The 22,193-nt window shown below is 67.7% G+C and carries 15 protein-coding genes; 6 read left to right on the top strand and 9 right to left on the bottom strand.

Going from position 1 to position 22,193, the window contains the following annotated elements:
* Positions 1-76: 76 nt before the first annotated feature.
* The 5 genes from N5D91_RS01580 to glyQ form a co-directional block, all read right to left on the bottom strand.
* Positions 77-2,224, bottom strand: a complete 2,148-nt coding sequence (locus N5D91_RS01580) for a S46 family peptidase (protein WP_180848193.1) — start codon at positions 2,222-2,224, stop codon at positions 77-79.
* Positions 2,225-2,394: 170 nt separating this feature from the next.
* Positions 2,395-6,258, bottom strand: coding sequence for a translocation/assembly module TamB domain-containing protein (locus N5D91_RS01575; protein WP_180854136.1), 3,864 nt, complete (start codon positions 6,256-6,258; stop codon positions 2,395-2,397).
* Positions 6,255-8,051, bottom strand: a complete 1,797-nt coding sequence (locus N5D91_RS01570; protein WP_110714188.1) for an autotransporter assembly complex family protein — start codon at positions 8,049-8,051, stop codon at positions 6,255-6,257. The genes N5D91_RS01575 and N5D91_RS01570 overlap by 4 nt, the downstream gene beginning before the upstream one ends.
* A 256-nt stretch (positions 8,052-8,307) precedes the next feature.
* Positions 8,308-10,383: a glycine--tRNA ligase subunit beta gene (gene glyS / locus N5D91_RS01565; RefSeq protein WP_164162416.1), complete on the bottom strand. Its 2,076-nt coding sequence runs from the start codon at positions 10,381-10,383 to the stop codon at positions 8,308-8,310.
* A gap of 71 nt (positions 10,384-10,454) precedes the next feature.
* Entirely contained in the window at positions 10,455-11,366 is a 912-nt protein-coding gene (gene glyQ / locus N5D91_RS01560) for a glycine--tRNA ligase subunit alpha (RefSeq protein WP_006403404.1), read from the bottom strand.
* 84 nt (positions 11,367-11,450) lie between these two features.
* Between glyQ and N5D91_RS01555 the strand changes: the two genes are divergently transcribed.
* The 3 genes from N5D91_RS01555 to N5D91_RS01545 are packed head-to-tail and all read left to right on the top strand — an operon-like array spanning position 11,451 to position 14,966.
* Entirely contained in the window at positions 11,451-13,286 is a 1,836-nt protein-coding gene (locus tag N5D91_RS01555) for a GspE/PulE family protein (RefSeq protein WP_180854135.1), read from the top strand.
* The gene (locus N5D91_RS01550; protein ID WP_094002232.1) at positions 13,258-14,004 is read left to right on the top strand and encodes a glutamine amidotransferase; all 747 of its coding nucleotides are present in this window, start codon (positions 13,258-13,260) and stop codon (positions 14,002-14,004) included. Before N5D91_RS01555 ends, N5D91_RS01550 begins: the two co-directional genes overlap by 29 nt.
* Positions 14,005-14,054: 50 nt before the next feature.
* Positions 14,055-14,966 (top strand): BPSS1780 family membrane protein, encoded by a 912-nt coding sequence (locus N5D91_RS01545; RefSeq protein ID WP_110714191.1) that lies wholly within the window; start codon positions 14,055-14,057, stop codon positions 14,964-14,966.
* Positions 14,967-15,051: 85 nt separating this feature from the next.
* Here the strand turns inward: N5D91_RS01545 and tatC are convergent, their stop codons facing one another.
* From tatC to N5D91_RS01525, 4 genes are all read right to left on the bottom strand, one after another.
* Entirely contained in the window at positions 15,052-15,801 is a 750-nt protein-coding gene (tatC, locus tag N5D91_RS01540; protein ID WP_110714192.1) for a twin-arginine translocase subunit TatC, read from the bottom strand.
* Positions 15,798-16,256: a Sec-independent protein translocase protein TatB gene (tatB, locus tag N5D91_RS01535; protein WP_180848214.1), complete on the bottom strand. Its 459-nt coding sequence runs from the start codon at positions 16,254-16,256 to the stop codon at positions 15,798-15,800. Before tatB ends, tatC begins: the two co-directional genes overlap by 4 nt.
* A gap of 15 nt (positions 16,257-16,271) precedes the next feature.
* On the bottom strand, positions 16,272-16,499 hold the full coding sequence (tatA, locus tag N5D91_RS01530; protein WP_164162418.1) for a Sec-independent protein translocase subunit TatA: 228 nt from the start codon (positions 16,497-16,499) through the stop codon (positions 16,272-16,274).
* A gap of 75 nt (positions 16,500-16,574) precedes the next feature.
* Positions 16,575-17,468 carry a YSC84-related protein gene (locus tag N5D91_RS01525; RefSeq protein WP_164162419.1) on the bottom strand — a complete coding sequence of 298 codons (894 nt, stop codon included), beginning with the start codon at positions 17,466-17,468 and terminating at the stop codon, positions 16,575-16,577.
* 165 nt (positions 17,469-17,633) lie between these two features.
* Here N5D91_RS01525 and hemH point away from each other — a divergent pair, with 165 nt between their 5' ends.
* The 3 genes from hemH (at position 17,634) to N5D91_RS01510 (ending at position 21,843) form a co-directional block, all read left to right on the top strand.
* Positions 17,634-18,596, top strand: coding sequence for a ferrochelatase (gene hemH / locus N5D91_RS01520; protein ID WP_180854134.1), 963 nt, complete (start codon positions 17,634-17,636; stop codon positions 18,594-18,596).
* Positions 18,593-19,447 carry an alpha/beta hydrolase gene (locus N5D91_RS01515; protein ID WP_153857053.1) on the top strand — a complete coding sequence of 285 codons (855 nt, stop codon included), beginning with the start codon at positions 18,593-18,595 and terminating at the stop codon, positions 19,445-19,447. Before hemH ends, N5D91_RS01515 begins: the two co-directional genes overlap by 4 nt.
* Positions 19,448-19,737: 290 nt before the next feature.
* Positions 19,738-21,843 (top strand): methyl-accepting chemotaxis protein, encoded by a 2,106-nt coding sequence (locus N5D91_RS01510; protein WP_180854133.1) that lies wholly within the window; start codon positions 19,738-19,740, stop codon positions 21,841-21,843.
* Positions 21,844-22,193 lie beyond the last annotated feature (350 nt).

Below are 22,193 nucleotides of genomic sequence, written 5' to 3'. Positions count from 1 at the left end.
TCGTTGGGGGCAACCACCCCCACCAGGGTGGGGGCTTCCGCGGTGCGGGCCACGACCGTTGGTCGTGGCCGGCTTCTTACTGGGCCGGCACGCCCATTTCCTTCAGCAGTTCCGGCGCCGGGTAGACCTTGGCCAGCAGCCAGCGCAGGTAGCGCATGTCCACGTGCACGGCGCGCTTGTAGCGCGGGTCGAACCACCAGCTGGCGCTGACCGATTCCCAGTTGCTGTCGAAGTTCAGGCCGATCAGTTCGCCCTTGGCGTTGAGCACCGGCGAGCCGGAGTTGCCGCCGGTGGTATCCAGGTTGGTCAGGAAGTTGACCGTCTGGGTCTTCAGCGCCGGGTCGGCGGTGCTGCCGAAGTCACCCTTGGCGATCGCGGCCAGCAGCGGCTTGGGCGCATCGAACGGATAGGCGTTGGTGTTCTTCTCGACGATGCCGGCCACGGTGGTCACCGGCGAGTAGGTCACGCCGTCGCGCGGATGCAGCGCCTCGACCTTGCCGTAGCTGATGCGCAGGGTGCGGTTGGCATCCGGGTACACCGCGCGGCCCTGCTTGGCACGCCAGGCGAACAGCGCCTGCATGTAGGCCGGGCGCAGGCGCAGCTGCTCGCCTTCGCGGGTCTTGCTTTCGTTCTCGATGCGCAGCTGCGCGGCCACCAGCGGGCCGGCCACGGTGATCAGCGGATCGGCGGCCAGCGCCTTGCCTTCGCGCGCAGCAGCGAAACGGGACAGGCGCTGTGCCTCCTCACCCAGCTGGGTGCCGGCGTACAGGATATCCAGCGCCGCTGACAGCTGCTCCGGGGTACGGCCGAAGGCCGCGTCGAACTCGGCCACGCGCTGCGCGTCCGGCAGCTGCTGGTAGCGGGTCAGCAGGGTGGTCAGCAGCGCCTTCTCGACCTCCGGCGCGTAGCGGCGCTGGACCTGCTTGAGCACGCCTTCGATCATCGCCTGGTCGCGCTGCTGGAAACCGCTCTCGCGCTGCGCGTCCGGCTTGGCCGATTCGATGCGCAGGCGTTCCAGCAGCAGCGCCGAGCGCAGCAGCTGGCTCTGTGCGGCCATCTGGTCCAGCAGCAGGTCGCGTTCGCCCACCGCCGCGCCCTGCGACAGGTTGGTCAGCAGCGCCTTGATATCGCCCTGGTACTTGCGGTCGGTGGCAGCCAGCATCGCCGTCTCGTCGGCGGCACGCTGGGCCTTGGCGTCGCTGCGCAGCAGGCCTTCCAGCTCACCGGCGGCGCGCTTGCGGTTGTTCTTCAGCGACTGCAGCTGCGAGGCGTAGCGGGTACGCGCCTGCGCGTCCTTGGCGCTGGCGGCCTCGATGGTGTCGATCATCTGCTGGAACACCGATACGCGGCGCGGCAGCACAGTATCGATCTGGCCAGCGAATTCGGCCGCGGTACGGTGGCGATAGGTGATCCCCGGGTAACCGGCCAGCATCGCGTAGTCACCTTCCTTCGGGCCTTCCACCGACATCTGCAGGTGCGCCGGCGCCTGGTAGGGCACGTTGTCCTTGCTGTACGCGGCCGGCTTGCCGTCCTTGCCGACATAGGCGCGCAGCAGGGTGAAGTCGCCGGTGTGGCGCGGCCACATGAAGTTGTCGATTTCATCGCCATAGTTGCCGATCGCACGCGGCGGCGCGTACACCAGGCGCACGTCGCTCAGTTCCAGCTGGGCGATGCGGTAGAAATCGGTGCCGTAGTACATGTTGGCCACCGAGCAGCGCACGCTGCCGTCCTTCTCGCACTCGGCCACGATCTGCTTGCTGGCCGCATCCACGGCATTGAAGTAGGCACGGCCGGTCTTGCCACGCGCCTGCGCCAGCACCTGGTCGGTCACCTTGTCGAAGCCGACGGTGACCAGTACGCGGAAGTCCGGGTTGGCCGGGCGCTCGTCGGCGCGGTCCCTGGCGATGAAGCCACCGTTGATCAGGTCGTGCTCGGGCGAGCTGTTGTACTGGATCACGCCCATCGCCACGTGGTGGTTGGTCAGCAGCAGGCCGTCGCTGGACACGAACGAGCCGGTGCCACCACCGGCACGCACCACCGCGCTCAGCGGCGGCGCAGTGACGTTGGCCAGGTCGGCCGGATTGCCCTTGAAGCCTGCGGCCTGCAGCGGCTTGGCCAGTTCCGGCAGCTGGGTCGGCATCCACATGCCTTCATCGGCGTGGGCACCGGCGGCGAGGGTCAGGCCCAGGGCCAGGGCGGTGGGAAGGGCTTTGCGTGGTGACATGGGCAATCCGGTACGACAGAACAGCCCGGGACCATAGCCGTTGGGGCCGGATGGGGCAACGGCCGATGGTTGGGGGCGTCGTGCACGGTAGTGCCGGCCGCTGGCCGGCAACCCACGCAACTCGGGAGATACGGTGCAGTTGCCGGCCAGCGGCCGGCACTACCGCATCGTTACTTCTCCCGTCGCCAGTTGATCGAACCGCGGTTTTCCACCGTGCTCGATTCCACTTCCACGTCGAAGCCGCGACGCAGCAGGTACTTCAGCGTGATCACCGAACCGGCACCGACCAGCGACACGCCGTAACCGACGTACAGCTTGGGCGAGATGTACTTGCCGACACCGATCACCGAGCCACCCAGCGCGCGCGACTGGCTTACGCCGGCATCGTCCAGGCCCAGCTTGGCGCCCAGCTGCGAGGCCAGCAGGCCACTGCCTGCAGAGAGTGCCGCCGAGGCCGCGTTGACCTGCTGGGTCTGGTCGCTGCTGGCACCGGTCAGGCTGCGTCCCAGCACCAGGTAGGCCAGCGCTTCGGACTGCGACATCGCCGGATCGGACCACACATCGGCACGCGGCTGCTGCGCACGTCCGGTGACGTCGATGCCGGCGGTGACATCACCGACCCGGCGCTCGGCACGGATGTTGACGCGCGGGTCGGACACCGCGTTGTAGTTCCAGGTGAGGTTGCCACGGGTGATGGTCAGGTCCTGCCCATACGCCTTGTAGCGGCCGCTCACTTCCAGCCCACCATTGGCGGTCATCTCGCGGCCGGGCTTGGCCCAGACCTGCATCTTGCCGGTCAGCGCGCCCTTCAGCCCGAAGCCGGTCATCTTCACCTTGTCGCCGAGGCTGACCACCAGATCCATGTCCAGCGGCGAGGTGCGTGACTCTTCCGGGTCGGCCGGATCGAGCACCACCACGTCTTCAGACACCGAGGTGCCGCGGTCCAGCCGCTCGATGTCGATGTCCGCTTCGGGCACGTGCACGGTACCGCGCAGCTCCATCGCCGCCTTGGCCAGGGTGAAGTCGAGGTTGGGATTGGCGACGATGCGCAGTTCACTGGTGTTGGACAGCAGCACGTTCTCGCCGTGGATCTTCAGCTGCAGCGGCTGTGCATCACCGAACCACGACAGGCCACCGTCGACATACAGCGTGCCCTGGCCCGAGTTGGCCTGCGCGGTGATCTTGGCCGAACCGTCGGGCTGGGCGACGAAGCTGCCCTTGCCCTGATCGAAAGTGAGGCCGAGCGCGGGGAATTCGCCCTTGAAGTTGCTCAGCTGCGCATCACCGCCCAGCGACGGCTGGCCACGCGTGCCACGCAGGCTGACGTGGCCTTCGATCAGGCCGGTGGGGCGCACGATGTCCGGCGAGAACAGCTCCAGCCAGTACAGCCGCGACATGTTGAGGTAGAGCTCGCCGTTCAACGGCGCGCTGGCTTCCCAGCCGGTCTGCATCTTCGCATCGACGAAGCCGTTGCCCTGGAAGCCCATGCCCAGGTAGCCCTTGATGCTGGCCGGGGTCATGTCGAGCTTCAGCGAGAACTGGTCATAGCGCACCAGTTCGCCACGGGTGGTATCGCCCACGGTGTTGCGGCTCTCGCCCAGGCGCACGCCGCCTTCCTTCGAGCGCACTTCCACGTGGCCTTCCCAGGCGTTGCCGCGCGGGCGGATCTGCGCGTCCAGGCTGACATCGCCGCGCAGGTAGATGCGACGACCGGACTGCGGCGGCAACCATGGCTGCACCAGCGCCAGCGGCAGCGCATCACTTCGTACCACCAGGCCCTCGCGTGGCCAGTTGGCCTGTGCACACAGTGCACCGCTGCTGGCGGCGGCCAGGCAGGCTTCGCCCAGCGTGTAGCTGCTGCCATTGATCGCGAACGCCGCCGGCGCACGCAGCGACCAGGCATCGCCCTTCACCGGTGCGATGCGCAGCGCGGCCAGCTCGCCACGCCATTGCGCGCCTTGTTGGCGGATACTGCCCTGCAGCTCGACCGCCCCCATCTCGTTGCGGGCCTGCGCCGCCAGGCGCAGGTTGGAGACACTCCCCTGCGCATCCACGTTCAAGCGTTCCAGCAGCATGCCGGCATTGACCTGCTGGCCCTGCACCGCCAGCGTGCCGCTGTCGCCGCGCCACGGCAGGTGGCCCTTGATGCTCACGCTCTCGGCGCCGTAGCCGTCCCAGTTGAGATTGTTGCCAACCAGGTCGGCGGTGATGTCCGGCGCATCGCGCGGGCCCTTCACCTGCACCTGGCCACGCAGGCCACCATCGGCGCCCGGCAACAGGTCGCTCAACTGCAGCGGCTCGAAGCGCGCATCGATGTCGAGGCGGTCACCGACCTTGCCTGAAGCGGTCACCCGGCTGCTGCCCAGCGACAGTTTCAGGTCACCCTGGCCCTGCTCGCCCTGCAGCGCGAACTTGCCCTGTGCGTCGAGGTTGCGCTGGCGCAGCACGCCTTTCAGCGACGGCAGGTCAACCGTGGCTTCCAGCGTACCGGCGGTGCCAGGCGCGGCATTGGCCGGCGGCGGCAGCTGGCGTCCCTTGGAGGCCAGGTTGCCGGACAGGCGACCGTTCCAGCCTGGCACGAAATAGCCGGGGTCGAAGTCCTTCAGCGTGGCCTTGGCGTCCCAGTCCAGCTGCGGCGCCCAGGCCACCTGGCCTTCCACCTGCAGCTGGCCACCCGGGGTCTGCGCCTGCAGCTGGTGGATCGACGCGGCCTGGTCGTTGCCGCGCACGTCGAAGCGCAGCTGCGCCTTCTGCGCGTCACGCTCGACCTCGGCGCGGCCGATCGCGGCCCAGGCCTTCAGGGTACCGGCGAGGCCGAAGCGCGCTTCCTTCAGGGTCACCGGCACCGGTGCGCTGCCGGCGGTGTTCGGATCGGGCGCCGGCACGTAGGTCAGATCGTGTGCGACCACCGAGAAATTGAGCTTCTGCTGGTCTTCCTGGCTGAAATCGGCCGTGCCCTCCAGGCGGGCTTCGCCACCGAGGCCCTTCACCAGCAGCGGCGAGACCTTCAGGACCTGGTCCTGCAACGACACCACCGACGGTGCCAGTTCCAGTTCGTGATCGCCCTGCTTCACCTTGCCACGCAGGTTGGCGTTGCCGCCCTTGCCGGCGGCGGTGAAGTCCAGCGCCAGCGGTGCGATCGCCGAGCTGGCCAACGCCGGTGACAGCAGCGCCAGGTCCAGTTCGTCGCTGCGCACCGTGGCGCTCCAGGTCGGGTCGGTGCGGCCATCGAACACCAGCATCGCGTGCAGCGGCTTCGGCGCACGCCCGGCCACCGCCACTTCCATGTGCGACAGGTCACCGCGTGCCACCAGCCCCACCGTCGCTGCGGTACGGCCACGCGGGGCCGGCAACACTGCGGTGACGGTCACGTCGGTGTCGTAGTCCTTGGCCGGGATGTAGCGGCCCTGGGCGGTGAAATTGCCCATGTCGCTGTCCACGACCAGTTTGTGCGCCTGGAACTCGCCGTTGGCGATCTCGATGCCACCACGCACACGGCTGATGTCGATCACCGGCTCGTTGGCCTGGCTGATGCGGAAGCCGTCGATGGCAATGGCATCGGCCTGGATCGCCAGCGGCATTTCGATCTGCGGCAGCGAATCGGGCCACGACGGCAGCTTGAACGGCTCGTCACTCTTGGCCAGGTTCAACGTCGCGTTGGTCAGCTCCAGCTTGTCCAGCAGCAGCTTGCGGCCCAGCAGCGGGCGCAGGTCCGGCTCCAGATGGGCACGCTCGGCGTGGAAATGGATGTCGTCGTAGCGGAAGTCGACGTTGTACAGGGTCAGCGGACCGGCCACCGGGCCGTCCACCTTGTCCCAGGTGAAGCTGGCGCCCACGGGCAGCCGCGCCACCACCTGTGCCAGCAGCACGTCGCGGCCGGCCACGGTCTGCAGCAGCCAGTACACCGCCAGCAGGGCCAGCAGCACCAGGCCGATCACGCCGGCGCCGGACCATGCCCAGAAGCGGCGGCGACGATAGAAGCGCACGCGCGGCGGCGGCGTATTCGGGGTCGGAGTCGGTGCGGGCGTGCTCACAGGTCCGCTCCGATGTTCAGGTACAGCTGGAACTGCGAATCCGGGTTGTTCAGGCCGTGCGCCACGTCGATGCGCACCGGGCCCACCGGCGATTTCCAGCGCACGCCGAAGCCAACGCCGGTATGCAGGTCGATGGTGTTGTCGAAGGCACTGCCGGTATCGACGAACACCGCCGCGCCCCAGGGGCCGCCATTGAAATAGTGCTCGTACTCGGCCGAGCCGATCACCAGGTTCTTGGCCCCGAGCGCGTACTTGTCCGGTGCCGGGGTCCGCGGACCGACTTCGCGGTAGGCATAGCCACGGATGCTGCGGTCACCGCCGGCGAAGTAGCGCAGGCTGGGCGGCATTGCCACCAGATCGCTGGTCCAGGTGGTGCCGCCTTCGCCACGCAGGATCAGGCGGTTGCTTTCGCCCACCGGGATGTACCAGCGCAGCACGGCATTGGCCTGCACGAAACTGGTGTCCGAGCCGGCACCTTCGACGCCGGCACGCATCGTCGCGGTACCGCTGATGCCCTTGCGCGGGAACATCTCGTCATCGACGTTGACGTAGTCGGCAACCATCTGCGGGTAGACCAGCGTCGACGTGTTGTACACCGCACTGGTGAACTCGGTGCCTGAGGCATAGCGCCAGCGCTCGCGCAGCGCATTGATGGAGGCGATCGCGGTCCAGTGCTCGTTGATCTCGCCGCTGCGGCTGGCAATCAGCTTGAAGTTGCGCAGGTCGATGTAGTCGGTCTGCTCGTCGTACGCGCTGGCGGCGAAGGTGTACCAGCCATCGAGCCAGTTGAACGCCGGGATACGGTAGCTGGTGACCAGGCTCTTGCGCTTCTGCGCATAGTCCAGCTGCGTGTTCATCTTGTGGCCGCGGTTGTTCAGGAACCGCCGCTCGATGCCCCCGCGCACGCCCGGGCCGCTTTCGCTGCCGTAGCTCAGACCGGCGGTATAGATCGTGCGCTTGGCGCGGGTCAGCTTCACGTCCACCGGCACGTCGCCGTTCTCGTCGGCCTCGTCCGGGCGCGGCTGGATGTCGATCACGCTGAAATAGTCCAGCTTGGTCAACGACTGCCGCAGGCGGTCCAGCTTGCCCTCGTGGTAGTAGCTGCCCTGGTCCCAGTACACCAGCGGATCGAACAGCTTGTCGACGAAGTAATCCTGTTCGAAGCGCACCGGGCCCATGTTGTAGCGGCGGCCGCTGTCCCAGGTCAGGTCGATATCGGCGGCATTGTCGGCGCGGGTGATCTGCACCTGGCGCTGGGTGTAGTCGGCGTCGAAGTAGCCGCGCTCGGCCAGGCGGCGTGTAATGGTGATCTTGCTGGCTTCGTACTGGGTATGCACGAAGCGCTGGCCCTTGCGCGGTTTGAACGCGGCCAGGTCGTCCTGCAGGTACTGGTCGTACATCGCCGGGCCGGTGATGTCGATGTGCTCGCGGCGCACGGTGACCGGGGTGCCCTTGTCGACGTGGATCAGCACGCGGACATGCTCGTCCTCGCGCGGCGCCTCGACCTTGATCACCGGGTTGTAGTACCCGAACGGTTCCAGTGCCTGGCGGGTCTGCCGCTCGGCCTGGGACAGCAGGTACTCCAGGCGCGATTCGCCCTGTTCCTTGCCGATCGTGTCGTACAGCGACAGCGATTCCTGGATGTTCTCGATGATTGCGGCGTCGTCGCCCTTGTCCAATCCCTTGATGTCCACCTTGTCGATGGTGCCGCGCGCGTGGACCACGGAGGTGGCGGCCAGCGACAGGACCATCAGCGGCAGGGCGTATTTCTTTGGCTGCATGCGGCACAGCATACCGACCGAAGGTGACGATGCGAAATGCATCACGTCATTCGGGATCGGTTGTTAAGTGGCGGTCAAAATACGCGCCTTTGTGGCGATCATCGCAATCGAAGGCGAGGTTGCCGGCATCGTGCGCGATGCCGGCAATGACCCCGATGGACATCCGCCAGCGGTGATCCGGTAGTGCCGGCCGCTGGCCGGCAACCCACAGATCGATCCGATGCGCGGTGGCAATGCCGGCCAGCGGCCGGCACTACCGGTACGGGCATCAGCTCGACAGATGCTCGATCGCCGCGACCTTGCCCAGGCGCTCGCCCAGCATGGTCAGCAGCGCCAGGCGGTTGCCGCGCAGCGCCGGATCTTCCGCATTGACCATCACGCCGTCGAAGAACGCGTCGACCTGCGGGCGCAGGCGGGCCAGGCGTGCCAGCACAGCCACGTAGTCCTTGTGCTGCAGGCTGGCGCCGGTGTCGTCGATGGCCGCGGTGACGGCTTCAGCCAGCGCGCGCTCGGCGTCTTCCTGCAGCAGCGCCGGGTCGATCTGGGCCGGAATGTCGCCTTCGGCCTTGCGGAGGATGTTGCGGATGCGCTTGTTGGCCGCAGCCAGCGCCTCGGCTTCCGGCAGCGCGGCGAAGGTGCCGATCGCATCCAGGCGGCGGTCGAAGTCGTACAGCGAGGCCGGCTTCAGCTCGGCCACCGCGTTGAAGTGCGTGGCCGGCACGCCCTTGTCGCTGTAGTAGCCCTTCAGGCGGTCGAGGATGAAGTCGTACAGCTCACCGACGTCGGCCTGCACGTTGCGCGCGGCCAGGCCGGCGTTGGCGCTGGCCAGCAGCGCGCGCAGGTCCAGCTCGTAGCCGCTTTCGATGATCGTGCGGGCCAGGCCCAGCGCATTGCGGCGCAGGGCGAACGGGTCCTTGTTGCCGGTCGGCTTCAGGCCTGCGGCGAAACCGCCGGCCAGCGTGTCCACGCGTTCAGCAATGGCCAGCACCTTGCCCAGCGGTGACAGCGCGATGTCGTCACCGCCGAAACGCGGCTGGTAGGCCTCGTCGATGGCCAGCGCCACTTCTTCCGGTTCGCCACCGGCCACGGCGTAGTGGCGGCCAGCGATGCCCTGCAGCTCCGGGAACTCGTTGACCATGCGCGACTGCAGGTCGTTCTTGGCCAGTTCGGCGGCACGCCTGGCCTGCCCGGCGTCGGCACCCACCTGCGGTGCGATCACTTCGGCCAGGGCGGCCACGCGCGCCACCTTGTCGGCCACGCTGCCCAGCTTGGCCTGGTAGGTCACCGTCTTCAGGCCGTCGCCCATCGACACCAGGCCCTGCTTCAGGTCCTCGTCGAAGAAGAACTTGGCATCGGCGAAGCGCGGGCGGATCACGCGCTCGTAGCCCTTGGCCACTTCGGCCACGTCCTTCGATTCGATGTTGGCGATGCCGATGAACTTCTCGGTCAGGGTGCCAGCGGCATCCAGCACCGGGAAGAACTTCTGGTTGATCTCCATCGTCTCGATCAGCGCTTCCTGCGGCACCGCCAGGAACGCGCGTTCGAAGCTGCACAGCACTGCCGACGGCCATTCGACCAGGTTCACCACCTGCTCCAGGTTGTCGTCGGTGATGCGGGCGCTGCCACCGGCCTTGGCCGCAGCGGCCTCCACCTCGGCAACGATGCGCGCACGGCGTTCGCTCGGGTCGACCAGCACGAAGGCGGCACGCAGGGCTTCAACATAATCCTGCGGCTGGGCCAGCGACACCGCCTGGTCGTGGTGGAAACGATGGCCACGGCTGACGCGACCGGCCTGCAGGCCGAACAGCTCGGCCTCGACCACGTTGGCACCGTGCAGCAGCACCAGCCAGTGGGCCGGGCGCGCGAAGCCCCAGGCGTGGTCACCCCAGCGCATCGGCTTGGGAATCGGCATCGCCGCAATCGCCTCGCGCAGGATCTCCGGCAGCAGGCTGGCGGTGCTCGCGCCCGGGGTCACCGCGCGGTGCACGAAGCGCTCACCCTTGTTGTCGGTGGTCTTTTCCAGCGCGGTCCAGTCGATCCCGGCCTTGGCGGCAAAGCCCTGCAGGGCCTTGGTCGGCTGGCCTTCGGCATCCAGCGCGATGTTCAGGTACGGGCCCAGCACTTCGCTGTGCTGTTCCGGCTGTTCCAGGCCCACGCCCGGCAGCAGCACGGCCAGGCGGCGCGGGGTCGACAGCGGGCGCGCATCGCCCAGCTCGAGTGCGACGCCGCGCTTGCGCAGGCCGTCGACAACGCCATCGAAGAACGCCTGGGCGAGGCCCGGCAACGCCTTGACCGGCAGCTCCTCGGTGCCCAGTTCGATCAGCAGGGGGGACAGTTGGCTCATCGTTTCAATCCTGTGGTGGGGGCGCAGCGCGCGACGCGTCCGGCGCCCCGGAGTAAGGGGGAGAGCGGCCGTCAGGCCTTCTTCGCGCCCGGGAAGCCCAGCTTCTCGCGCTGCTCGTAGTACGCCTTGGCCACCGCCTGGGCCAGCGCGCGCACGCGCAGGATGTAGCGCTGGCGCTCGGTCACGCTGATCGCGCGGCGCGCATCGAGCAGGTTGAAGGTGTGGCTGGCCTTCATCACCTGCTCGTAGGCCGGCAGCGGCAGGTTCACTTCCACCAGCTTCTGCGCTTCGCGTTCGCAGGCGTCGAAACGGTGGAACATCTCTTCCACGTCGGCGTATTCGAAGTTGTAGGTGCTCTGCTCCACCTCGTTCTGGTGGTAGACGTCGCCGTAGGTCACCGGCTGGCCGTCCGGGCCGTAGGTCCAGACCAGGTCGTAGACGTTGTCGCAGTTCTGCAGGTACATGCACAGGCGCTCGAGACCGTAGGTGATCTCGCCCAGCACCGGACGACACTCCAGGCCACCGGCCTGCTGGAAGTAGGTGAACTGGGTCACTTCCATGCCGTTGAGCCAGACTTCCCAGCCCAGGCCCCAGGCGCCCAGCGTCGGCGATTCCCAGTTGTCCTCGACGAAACGCAGGTCGTGCACCAGCGGATCGATGCCCAGTGCCTTCAGCGAATCCAGGTACAGCTGCTGGATGTTGTCCGGCGCCGGCTTCATCGCCACCTGGTACTGGTAGTAGCGCTGCAGGCGGTTCGGGTTCTCGCCGTAGCGGCCGTCGGTCGGGCGCCGCGAGGGCTGCACGTAGGCCGCGTTCCAGCTTTCCGGACCGATCGCACGCAGGAAGGTGGCCGGGTGGAAGGTACCGGCGCCCACCTCCAGGTCGAGCGGCTGGATGAGCACGCAGCCCTGCTGGGCCCAGAACTGGTTCAGGGTCTGGATCAGGCCCTGGAAGGTGATCGGAACGGTCGGGGTCGCGGACATGCGGACGATTCTTGGCCGGCAAAGGGGGTGCGCTAGTATAACGGCCGACCTGCGGGGCATTCCGTACCCGGGAGGAGCAGGCAGATGGAACATCGGCTGCCGGTCGGCACGCCCGGCGAAGCGGGCGGCGTCGCGCTGCCCTGGGGACGGCTGCATTTCGAGCAGATTGCCGCAGCCCTGATTGCCGATGGCCTGGTGGCCGAGCAGGACCGCGAGCGCATGCGCTTTTCCGCGCAGGGCGCGCGCAACGCCAGTGAAGTGCACCCGCTGGTGCTGCTGTCCAACCTCAAGCTGGCCGCCAACGGCGGTGGCGAACTGACCCTGGAGCGCCTCACCGAATGGCTGGCGCAGCGCACCGGCAGCCGCTACCTGCGCATCGACCCGACCCGGGTCGACGTCGCCGCGGTCACCGCGCTGGTCTCCCATGCCTACGCGCGCCGGCATCGCTTCCTGCCGCTGGCAGTGGATGCCGAGCGCGTGCTGGTGGCCACCAGCGAGCCGCTGGTACAGGAATGGCGCCGCGACCTGCAGCACCTGACCCGGCGCCGCATCGAACTGGCGGTGGTCAATCCGCTTGACCTGCACCGCTACACCATGGAGTTCTACGGGGTGACCCGCTCGGTGCGCGGCGCCCGGGGTGACGTGCGCGGCGAAGCCAACACCACCCTGCCCAGCTTCGAGCAGCTGGTAGAGCTGGGCCGCACCGGCGACGTCAATGCCGACGACCAGCACATCGTGCATATCGTCGACTGGCTGCTGCAGTACGCCTATGAACAGCGCGCTTCGGACATCCACCTGGAGCCGCGCCGCGAGATGGGACGCATGCGCTTCCGCATCGACGGCGTGCTGCACAAGGTGTTCGAGGTGCCGCCGGCGGTGATGACCGCCGTGGTCAGCCGCATCAAGGTGCTCGGCCGCATGGACCTGGCCGAGCGCCGGCGCCCGCAGGATGGCCGCATCAAGACCCGTTCGCCGGGCGGCCGCGAGGTCGAGATGCGCCTGTCGACCATGCCCACCGCCTTCGGCGAGAAATGCGTGATGCGCATCTTCGACCCGGATGCCGCCTTCAAGAGCATCGACCAGCTCGGTTTCAGCCCGCAGGAGGCGGCGGGCTGGAATGCGCTGGTGGAGCGTCCGCACGGCATCGTGCTGGTGACCGGCCCGACCGGCTCGGGCAAGACCACCACCCTGTATTCGACGCTGAAGCGCCTAGCCACGCCGGACGTGAACGTGTGCACGGTGGAGGACCCGATCGAGATGATCGCGCCCGAGTTCAACCAGATGCAGGTGCAGACCAACATCGACCTGGATTTCGCCAGCGGCGTGCGCACCCTGCTGCGGCAGGACCCGGACATCATCATGATCGGCGAGATCCGCGACCTGGAAACCGCGCAGATGGCGGTGCAGGCCTCGCTGACCGGCCATCTGGTGCTGTCCACCCTGCATACCAACGACGCGCCCTCGGCGGTCACCCGCCTGCTCGACCTGGGCGTGCCGCACTACCTGCTGGCCAGCACCCTCAACGGCATCCTCGCCCAGCGCCTGGTGCGCACGCTGTGCCCGCACTGCAAGCAGCCGCACAGCCTCGGCGCCGCCGACTGGGCGGTGCTGGCTGATAGCCATGCCGCATATCCAGATGCCGCCACGCCCTGTCGGCCGGTCGGTTGCCTGGAGTGCCGGCGCACCGGATTCCTCGGCCGCATCGGCCTGTATGAGTTGCTGCCATTGGGCTCGCGGCTGCGCGGGCAGATCCGCGCCGACATGGATCTGGCCGGTTTCACCCGTGCCGCGCGGGCTGAAGGGCTGCGAACCCTGCGTCAGGCCGGGCTTGAAAAGGTGGCGCAGGGGCTGACTACAATCGAGGAAGTCCTGTCAGTCCTGCCGCCCCCGGATGAACCCAGCCCCGTTCCTGATCCTTGAAACCGGCCGACCGGTGCCGTCGCTGCGCCGCTACGGGCGCTTTCCGCACTGGATCCGCGTCGCCGCCGGGCTGGAAGAGCACGAGACGGTGGTGGTCGATGTCGAACACGGGGATGCCCTGCCCGACCCGCATGGCTTCGCTGGCGTGCTGGTGACCGGCTCGGCCGCCTTCGTCACCGACCACGCCGAATGGAGTGAGCGCAGCGCCGCATGGCTGCGCCAGACCGCGCACGACGACCTGCCCGTGTTCGGCATCTGCTACGGCCACCAGCTGCTGGCGCACGCGCTGGGTGGCGAGGTGGCCTACAACCCGGCTGGCCGCGAGTCCGGCACGATCGAGCTGGAACTGCAGCCGCAGGCCGCGCAGGACCCGCTGTTCCAGGGTCTGCCGCAGCATTTCGCCGCCCATGCCACCCACCTGCAGACCGTGCTGCGCGCGCCGGAAGGTGCCGAAGTGCTGGCACGTTCGCCGCTGGACGGCTGCCACGCCTTCCGCTGGGGCCGCCAGGCGTGGGGCGTGCAGTTCCATCCGGAATTCGCCACCCACCACATGCGCGGCTACGTGCGCGCCCGCGCCGACTGCATCGGCCGCCACGGCGGCTGCGCCCGCAGCATCGAGCGCGCGGTCAGCGCCGCACCGCTGGCCCGCCAGCTGTTGCGCCGCTTCGTCCGCCAGGCGCGGCTGTCTTCAGCCCAGCCGGTGGCAAAACAGGGATAATCGGCGGCACGGGCAGCCGCCCGGCCCCCTCCTGTCCTTCCCGGATGTCCATGAAAGAGATTCGCAAGCTGCCGGCCTCGGCGGGCGCCCAGTGGTTGCTGGATACGTTCTCCCTGTACCGGCGTGCGCCGCTGCAGCTGGCCCGGATCGGCCTGACCTGGCTGCTGGTGAGCTGGGTGGTGACCCTGCTGTCGACCTTGATTCCCGGCGCCGCCGGCATGGCAGTACAGCTCATGACCCTGGCCATTTCGCCGATCATGTTCGGCGGCATGCTGTATGCCGTGGGCGAGATCGACGAAGGCCGCCCGGGCCTGGCCTCGCACCTGCTGCAGCCGATCCGCGACCACCGCGTCAGCCACCTGCTGGTGCCGCTGGCGATCCAGGTGCTGGCGGTCCTGCTGCTGGGCGCGCTGTTGTTCATGATGATCGGCCGCGAGGGCTTCACCGCCTTCAGCGAGGTCATGACCAAGATGGAAGAGATCAGCCGCAGTGGCCAGCAGATCAAGCCGGATGATGCGGCCGCGCTGGTCGCCAACCTGCCGGCCAAGCGCATCGCGCTGTGGATGCTGCTGGTGTTCCTGAGCGCGGTGGCACTGTCGCTGGCGATGTTCACCCAGCCGGCGCTGGTGGTGTTCGACAAGCAGAGCGGCATGCATGCGCTGCGCCTGAGCCTGCAGGGCTGCATCGAGAACATCGGCGCGATGTTCGTGTTCGCCGTACTCGGCCTGATCGCCGCGTTCTGCATGTACATCCTGTTCGTGATCGTGATCCAGATCGCGATGCTGATCGGTGGCCCGCTGGCCGCCGCCTTCATCGCCCAGCTGGTGCTGACCACGGTGCTGATGCCGCTGTATGTCGGCGCGGTCTACGCCGCATGGAAGCAGATGTTCGTGCACCGCGGCAGCCGCGCCGCACCACCGATCCCGACCACGCCGACCTCGAGCGACGTGTTCCACGCCTGACGGAAAAAGGGGACGGAGGGGATTAAGTCGTTAGCTGCACACACTGGGCATGAACGACTTAATCCCCTCCGTCCCCTTTTTTCTTTCAGGCGGCGGGTTTCTTCACTACCGACGACGGCACCAGCCAGCGTGCGGCGTGGATGCCCAGCTCGTAGAGCAGGCACATCGGGATCGCCAGCATCAGCTGCGAGACCACGTCCGGTGGGGTCAGCACCGCCGCCACCACGAAGATGCCGACGATCGCGTAACCGCGGCCTTCCTTGAACTGCTGCGGCGTCACCCAGCCCAGCAGCACCAGGATCACCATCGCCACCGGCAGCTCGAAACTGCCGCCGAAAGCGAAGAAGATCGCCAGCACGAAATCCAGGTAGGCGTTCGCATCCGGGGTGATCGCGATCACGTCCGGGCTGAAGGTGGTGAGGAAGTGGAACACCGCCGGCAGCACCAGGAAGTAGGCAAAGGCACAGCCGGTGTAGAACAGCAGCACCGAGGACACCAGCAACGGCACCGCCAGGCGCTTCTCGCGCGCATACAGGCCGGGCGCGACGAAGGCCCACAGCTGGTACAGCAGCCACGGCACGGCCACGAACAGGGCCACGAAGAAAGTCAGCTTCAGCGGTGCGAAGAAGGCACCGGCCGGATTGGTGGCGATCATCGTCTGCCCGTTCGGCAGCTGCGAGACCAGCGGTTCGGCCAGTGCGTTGTAGAGCTTCTGGGTAAACGGCAGCAGGCCCAGCAGCACCACGCCCAGTCCCAGCAATGCGCGTACCAGGCGGCCACGCAGTTCCACCAGATGCTCAACCAGCGAGCTTTCGCCGAAATCCTGTTCACTCATGGCTGGCGCTCCGTGCTCTGCGGCGGCGTCGCACCGGCTTCAGGGGGTGTTGCCGGCGCCGGCTCGGGAGCAGCGCTCTCCGGTACGGGCACATCGGCGTCGGGCGCGGTGCTCATGTGCGGCGGAAGATCCGCGGGCGCCGGCGCGCGTACTTCCTGCACCAGGTCATCACCCTGCTGCTGCGCCTGCTGGGCTTCGCGACGGATCGCTTCGCCGCTGGCACGCAGCTGGTTCTCGGTGTCCTGCATGCCCTGGCGCACGTCCTGCATCTGCCGTTTGATCTCTTCGGCCTGCAGTTCGCGTTCCAGTTCCTGTTTCACCGAATCCCACTGATTGCGGGCGCGTCGCACCCACAGGCCAGCGAAGCGGGCCGCCTTGGGCAGGCGCTCGGGACCGAGCACCACCAGGGCGACCACCGCGATCACCAGCAGTTCGCTGAAGCCGATATCAAACACCGCGACCGCTCCGGATCAGCGAGGGGTGCGGTCGTGCTCGTCCTGCGCGGCACGCGAGGCGTCCTGGCTGCGCGACTCGTCGCCCAGCTGCGCGTTCGGCTTGTCCTCGTCGCGCATGCCCTTCTTGAATTCCTTGACCGCCGAACCGAGATCCTTGGCGCCACTGGTCAGGCGCTTGGTGCCGAACACCAGCAGGACGATGGCCAGCACGACCAACCAATGCCAGATGCTGAAACTGCCCATAAAGACGCTCGTTACGTTAGTGATCAGGCTGTCGAGCATAGCGCACCGGGTGTTAGCCGGCGCGCGTGACGAAAGTCAGTTTCCGCCCAGCGTTTCCGTGCGGATCTCGCCGTCGTTGACCGGCTGGAAGCCCTGCTGCTGCGGCGGCGGGTTCTGCGGCACGTTCTGCAGCGGCGCCGTGGTAGCTTCAGCGGGGGCGGCCGGCGCTGCCTGAACAGGCGCCGGAGCTGCCGCCGGGGCCGCTGCCGGGCGCGGCGCGTTGCCACCGTTGCCGTTGCGGTTGTTGCGAGCGGCGTAGGTGGCCTCTTCCAGGCGGTCGCGGAACGCGACCACATCCATCGACGGCGAACCGGCGGCACGGCCTTCAAAGATCATGCGCGGCGTGGTGTTGCTGCCGTAGGCGTCAAGGTTGGCGGCATCATCGATCTGCAGCACCGCACCATCGAGGGCGACGCCCGCAAACAGGCCGCGCGCGCGCGACCAGGACCAGATCTCGGCCTTCAGCTGGCCGTCGGTGGCGGCAGCAGCATTGCGGCCGACCGGACCGGCGGCAACGCCTGCGTCGGCGCCCAGCGTGAACTTGCCGTTGACCAGGTTGTCCAGGCTGCGGTCGTTGCGGAACACCAGCACTACGTCGGAAGACTGCACGCCGGCCTGGAAGCCGATGCTGCCACCGGTCAGCTTGACGAATACCGGGCTGGACCACGCGCCATTGGGCATGCGCACCGACATCAGGCCGTGGCCCCGACGGCCACCAATGACCAGACCGGCCTTGATCGTGTCGGGAATGACGATGACCGCGCGGCCTTCGTCGAGCAACTTGTCCGGAATGCCCTGTTCAGGGATTTCCTGGATTTCAGCCAGCACGCGCACGGCATTGCGCGCACGCTGGTCTTCCTGCGGTCCGGCCATGGCCTGGCTGGACAGCAGGCTGGCGGCGATCAGCAGGGCTTGGATCGGGCGACGCATGGCAGGCTCCAGAAGTCAGTCCATAGGAAGATATAGCAAGTGACTGAAATTAGTAGTGTTGTCATGAATCGCCAATGAGCGCTCCCTGCTCACATAGATGCCCGCTATGCCTGCAATCCGAACCCTGCATCCCGGCGCGGCACCGGATCGGCGACAATGCACCCCATGCTCGACGCACCCGATACCGCCGTGCTGGTGGTCAACCTAGGCACGCCCGAGACGCCGACGGCTCCCGCCGTACGCCGTTACCTGGCTGAATTCCTGTCCGACCCCCGCGTGGTCTCGATCCCGGCACTGCTGTGGCAGCCGTTGCTGCGCGGGCTGATCCTGCCGCTGCGCAGCAGCCGTTCAGCGGCCAAGTACGCCCAGGTCTGGCTGCCGGAGGGCTCACCGCTGATGGTGCATACGCGTCAGCTGGCGCAGGCCATGCAGGCCCTGCTGCCGACCCTGAAAGTGCGCCACGCGATGCGCTACGGCAAACCGGCCCTGGCCAGCGAGCTCGACCGCCTGGCCGCCGAAGGCGCGCGCCGCATCGTGGTGCTGCCGTTGTATCCGCAGTACTCCACCACCACCACCGCCTCGGTCGAAGACCGTGTTGATGCCTGGCAGCGCCGCAATCCTGGCGTCACCGTCAGCCTGGTGCGCGACTATTCGGTCGACCCGGGCTGGGTCGAGGCCGCGGCCGGTTCCATCCAGCGTTACTGGGAACAGCACGGCCGTGGCCAGAAACTGATGTTCTCCTTTCATGGCATTCCGCAGCGCCTGGCTGATGGGGGCGATCCGTATCCGCAGCGCTGCGAAGCCAGCGCACAGGCCATCGCCAACGCGCTGGGCCTGGGCAGGGACGAGTGGCAGATGGGCTACCAGTCGCGCTTCGGCCGCGAGCGCTGGCTGCAGCCGTATGCCGAGCCGAGCCTGTGGGCGCTGGCCGAATCCGGCGTGAAGCAGATCGACGTGGTCTGCCCCGGCTTCGCCACCGACTGTCTGGAAACGCTGGAAGAAGTGGCACTGGGCTTCACCGAAACACTGGCCGAGCGCGGCGCGACGATGCGTTACATCCCCTGCCTCAACGCCGAACCGGAGCACGCACGTGCGCTTGCGCGGCTGGCCGTGGCCTCGCTGGCATGAGTCTGCAACCGTTTGAGCTGGAGGTCGCTGGCGCGCGCGTCGCCGGTCTGCGCAACCACGCCGACGGCCCGCGCGTGCTGGCCCTGCATGGCTGGCTCGACAACGCGGCCAGCTTCGTGCCGCTTGCGCCGCACCTGTCGTCGTTGCAGCTGGTGGCCATCGATCTGCCCGGCCACGGTCACAGCGCACATCTGCCGGCCGGTGCCAGCTACACCACGGCCGCCGCCATCTGCCACGTGCTCGATGTGGCCGATGCACTGGGCTGGGACCGTTTCAGCCTGCTCGGCCATTCAATGGGCGCCGGCATCGCCAGCCTCACCGCCTCGGTCAGTGATCGCGTCGAGCGCCTGGTGGCGATCGAAGCACTCGGCGGCCTGCGTGGTCCCGAGGAAGAAACCGCCAACCGCCTGCGCGAGCATGTGAATGCCACGCGCGCACTGGCACGCAAGCAGCTGCGCGTGTTTCCCGATCTGGCCGCACCCATCCGTGCGCGGATGATGACCAACCAGCTCAGCGAAGGCTGCGCACGCCTGCTGGTCGAGCGTGGCGTGGAACCGGTTGAAGGCGGCTACCGCTGGTGCAGCGATCCACGCCTGATGCTGCCCACCGCGATCCGCCTCAGTGAAGGCCAGATCGACAACCTGCTGCAGGCCATCGCCTGCCCGACACAGGTGATCTATGCCACGCCGGCGCAGTCCTATTATCCCGAGCCGATGCGCAGCGATCGCCTGCAGCACCTGCGTGATGGACGGCTGGCGGTGTTTCCCGGCAATCATCACCTGCACATGGAAGACCCGCAACAGATCGCGGGCGTGATCCTGCACTTCTTCAGCAACGGCAACGCGGGCTGAGCAAAGGTATCCGCGCGCTTCACTCCGCGCGTTTGCGGCCGATACATCAGTTGCGGGCCCCTGCGTCCGCAGCACGCAGGTCCGGTCGGACCTGCGGCGTGTGTCTGGTCCTGCAAGGAAGTCCGCATGCCTGCTCCATCGCACCGTCACCCACAGGATGTGGTCACGGTGCCCCGTCTCCGCGACGTTGATTGCGTCGCATTCCCCGAATTCCCGGTCCCTGCCCTGGCCACGCGCTCATGCGTGCGTCACCGCGTGGCCGCTGTCGTCTGCTGATCCAGGAGTCGCCGATGTCCGCTGCATCCTCCCGTCCCCCCGATACCGTTCGCCTGCCGCATCTGCAGCAGCTCGCTCACCGCGCTGACCGTCGACTGCTGATCGGCAGTGCGGCGTTGGCTATGGCTGGCCTGGTGCTGGCCCTGCGTGGGCCCCACGTACCGGGCGCCGCGTTGGCGGCGGCCGCCGTGCTGCCCGCCCTCTGGCTCGCCGGTCCACAGGCGGGCCGCAGCATCGCCCGCAACGGCCTGGCGTTGCTGCTGTCGCTGCAGTTGGCATTGCTGTGCGCGATCGTCGGCCTGTCGCCAGCGTTGCCGATCGCGTTGCTGCTGGGCGTGCTGCTCAGCCACCGCGATCGCCTGCCGGTATGGCTGGCCGGTGGTGTTGGCACCCTCGCCCTGCTGGTACCGCTGCTGCACGGCGCAGCCGTGGGACCGACGTTGCTGCAGGCCGGCCTGTTCGCCAGCCTGACCGTGTTCCTCGGCCAGGTCGCGCTGCGCCTGCGCCAGCAGACCGAGGCGCTTGGCCACGGCCCGCGCCGCCTGGCGGCACTGGCGCGCGATATCGCTACGGGCACCGATCTGAGCGCACATGCAGATACCGCGGCCTATGCACCCGGTTCGCTGGCCCATGCGCTGGCCGATACCGCCCGCCACGTACAGGCGCAGCGTGGGCGCGAGGCTGAAGCGCATGCCGAGAATGCGCAGATCCGCCAGGCGCTCGATGCCTCGCGCACCGCGATGATGATTGCCGACAACGACCACGTGATCCGTTACGTGAACCGCTCGGTGGTGGCCCTGCTGCGTAACCAGCAGGCAACACTGCGCCAGGCCTTCCCCGACTTCGATGCCGAGCGCCTGGTGGGCAGCAGCATCCACCGCTTCCACGCCAACCCGGACCGCATCCGCGCGATCCTCAACGGCCTGCAGGTCACCCACAACGGCAAGGTGCAGATCGGCCCGGTGCACTTCGCACAGGTGGTCACGCCGGTGTTCGATGCGCAGGGCCTGCGCCTCGGTTTCGCCGTGGAATGGCATGACCGGACGCATGAACTGTCGCTTGAGAACGCAGTGGCCGGCATTGTTGCCGCCGCTGCCGCCGGCGATCTCGACCAGCGTCTGCAGGCGAGCGAAGGTGCGAGCTTCCTGGATGGACTGACCGGTGGCATCAACCAGCTGCTGGATACGCTGGGCGGCACTGTCGACGAGGTGCGGCAGATGCTTTCCGCCTTGGCCAATGGCGATCTGGACCGGCGCATGCACGGCGAGTATCACGGCGCCTTCGCCGCGATCCAGCGCGATGCGAATGCCACGGCCGGCCAGCTGGCGCGCATGGTCGGGCGCATCCAGCAATGTGCGGCCTCGATCAGTACCGCGGCCAGCGAGATCGCCGCCGGCAATGGCGCACTGTCTGAACGCAGTGAACGCCAGGCCGCGCATCTGCAGGAGACTGCTGCATCGATGGAGGAGCTGACCTCCACCGTGCGCCAGAACGCCGCTCATGCCCGTCAGGCCAGTGAGCTGGCGGCGTCTACGCAGAGCGCGGCGAGTGACGGCAACACCGCCATGCAGCGCGTGGTCGATACCATGCAGGCAATTGAAGGTGCATCGAAGCGCATCGGCGATATCACCGGCGTGATCGACGGCATCGCCTTCCAGACCAATATCCTGGCGTTGAACGCAGCGGTGGAAGCCGCCCGCGCCGGCGAGCAGGGCCGTGGCTTCGCCGTGGTGGCCAGCGAAGTGCGCGTTCTGGCGCAGCGGTCAGCCGCCGCCGCGCAGGAGATCAAGAAGCTGATCGACGAAGCCGGACGCCAGGTCGGTGAAGGCGCACAGCTGGTGGCCGACGCTGGTCTGCGCATGCAGGGCATTGCCGGTGGTGTGGAGAACGTCAGTCACCTGATGCGCGAGATCTCGGCGGCCTCGCAGGAGCAGTCGATCGGTATCGAGCAGATCAACCAGACCGTGGTGCAGATGGACCAGGCCACGCAGCAGAACGCGGCATTGGTGGAAGAAGCAACCGCAGCAGCACGCGAGCTGCAGAGCCAGGCCTGGACATTGACCGAAGCGGTCTCGGTCTTCCGCCAGCAGGAACCGCACGAGGTCTCGCGGGCCGCCTGATCCGGGCCTTCAATTCGATCCTGATCAGAACGGCGCCCGCAGGGCGCCGTTTTTTTGCCTGCTTTTGCGTGATGGGTCAGAAAAAGACCGCTTCCAGGCCTTCCGTGGGGCGGTGCCAACCTTGGCTGGCACCGCATCCACGCACGGCATGGATCTGCGGGTAGTGCCGGCCGCTGGCCGGCAACCGCAGCCGCGTGCACTGTCTGGGCCTGCTGCCGGGGTTGGCACCGCTCTTCGCAGGGACAGCCCATCCACGCACGGCGTGGATCTACTGTGGGTCCGCATGCCCTCGGTAGACGCCAACCTTGGTTGGCGCTCTGGCTGCCCGCGGAGAATATCCACACACGGCG

Origin of the sequence: Stenotrophomonas sp. GD03794 (assembly GCF_029842145.1) — a bacterium.
GTDB lineage: Bacteria > Pseudomonadota > Gammaproteobacteria > Xanthomonadales > Xanthomonadaceae > Stenotrophomonas > Stenotrophomonas riyadhensis.
This window is presented reverse-complemented; position numbering and strand designations above follow the sequence as displayed.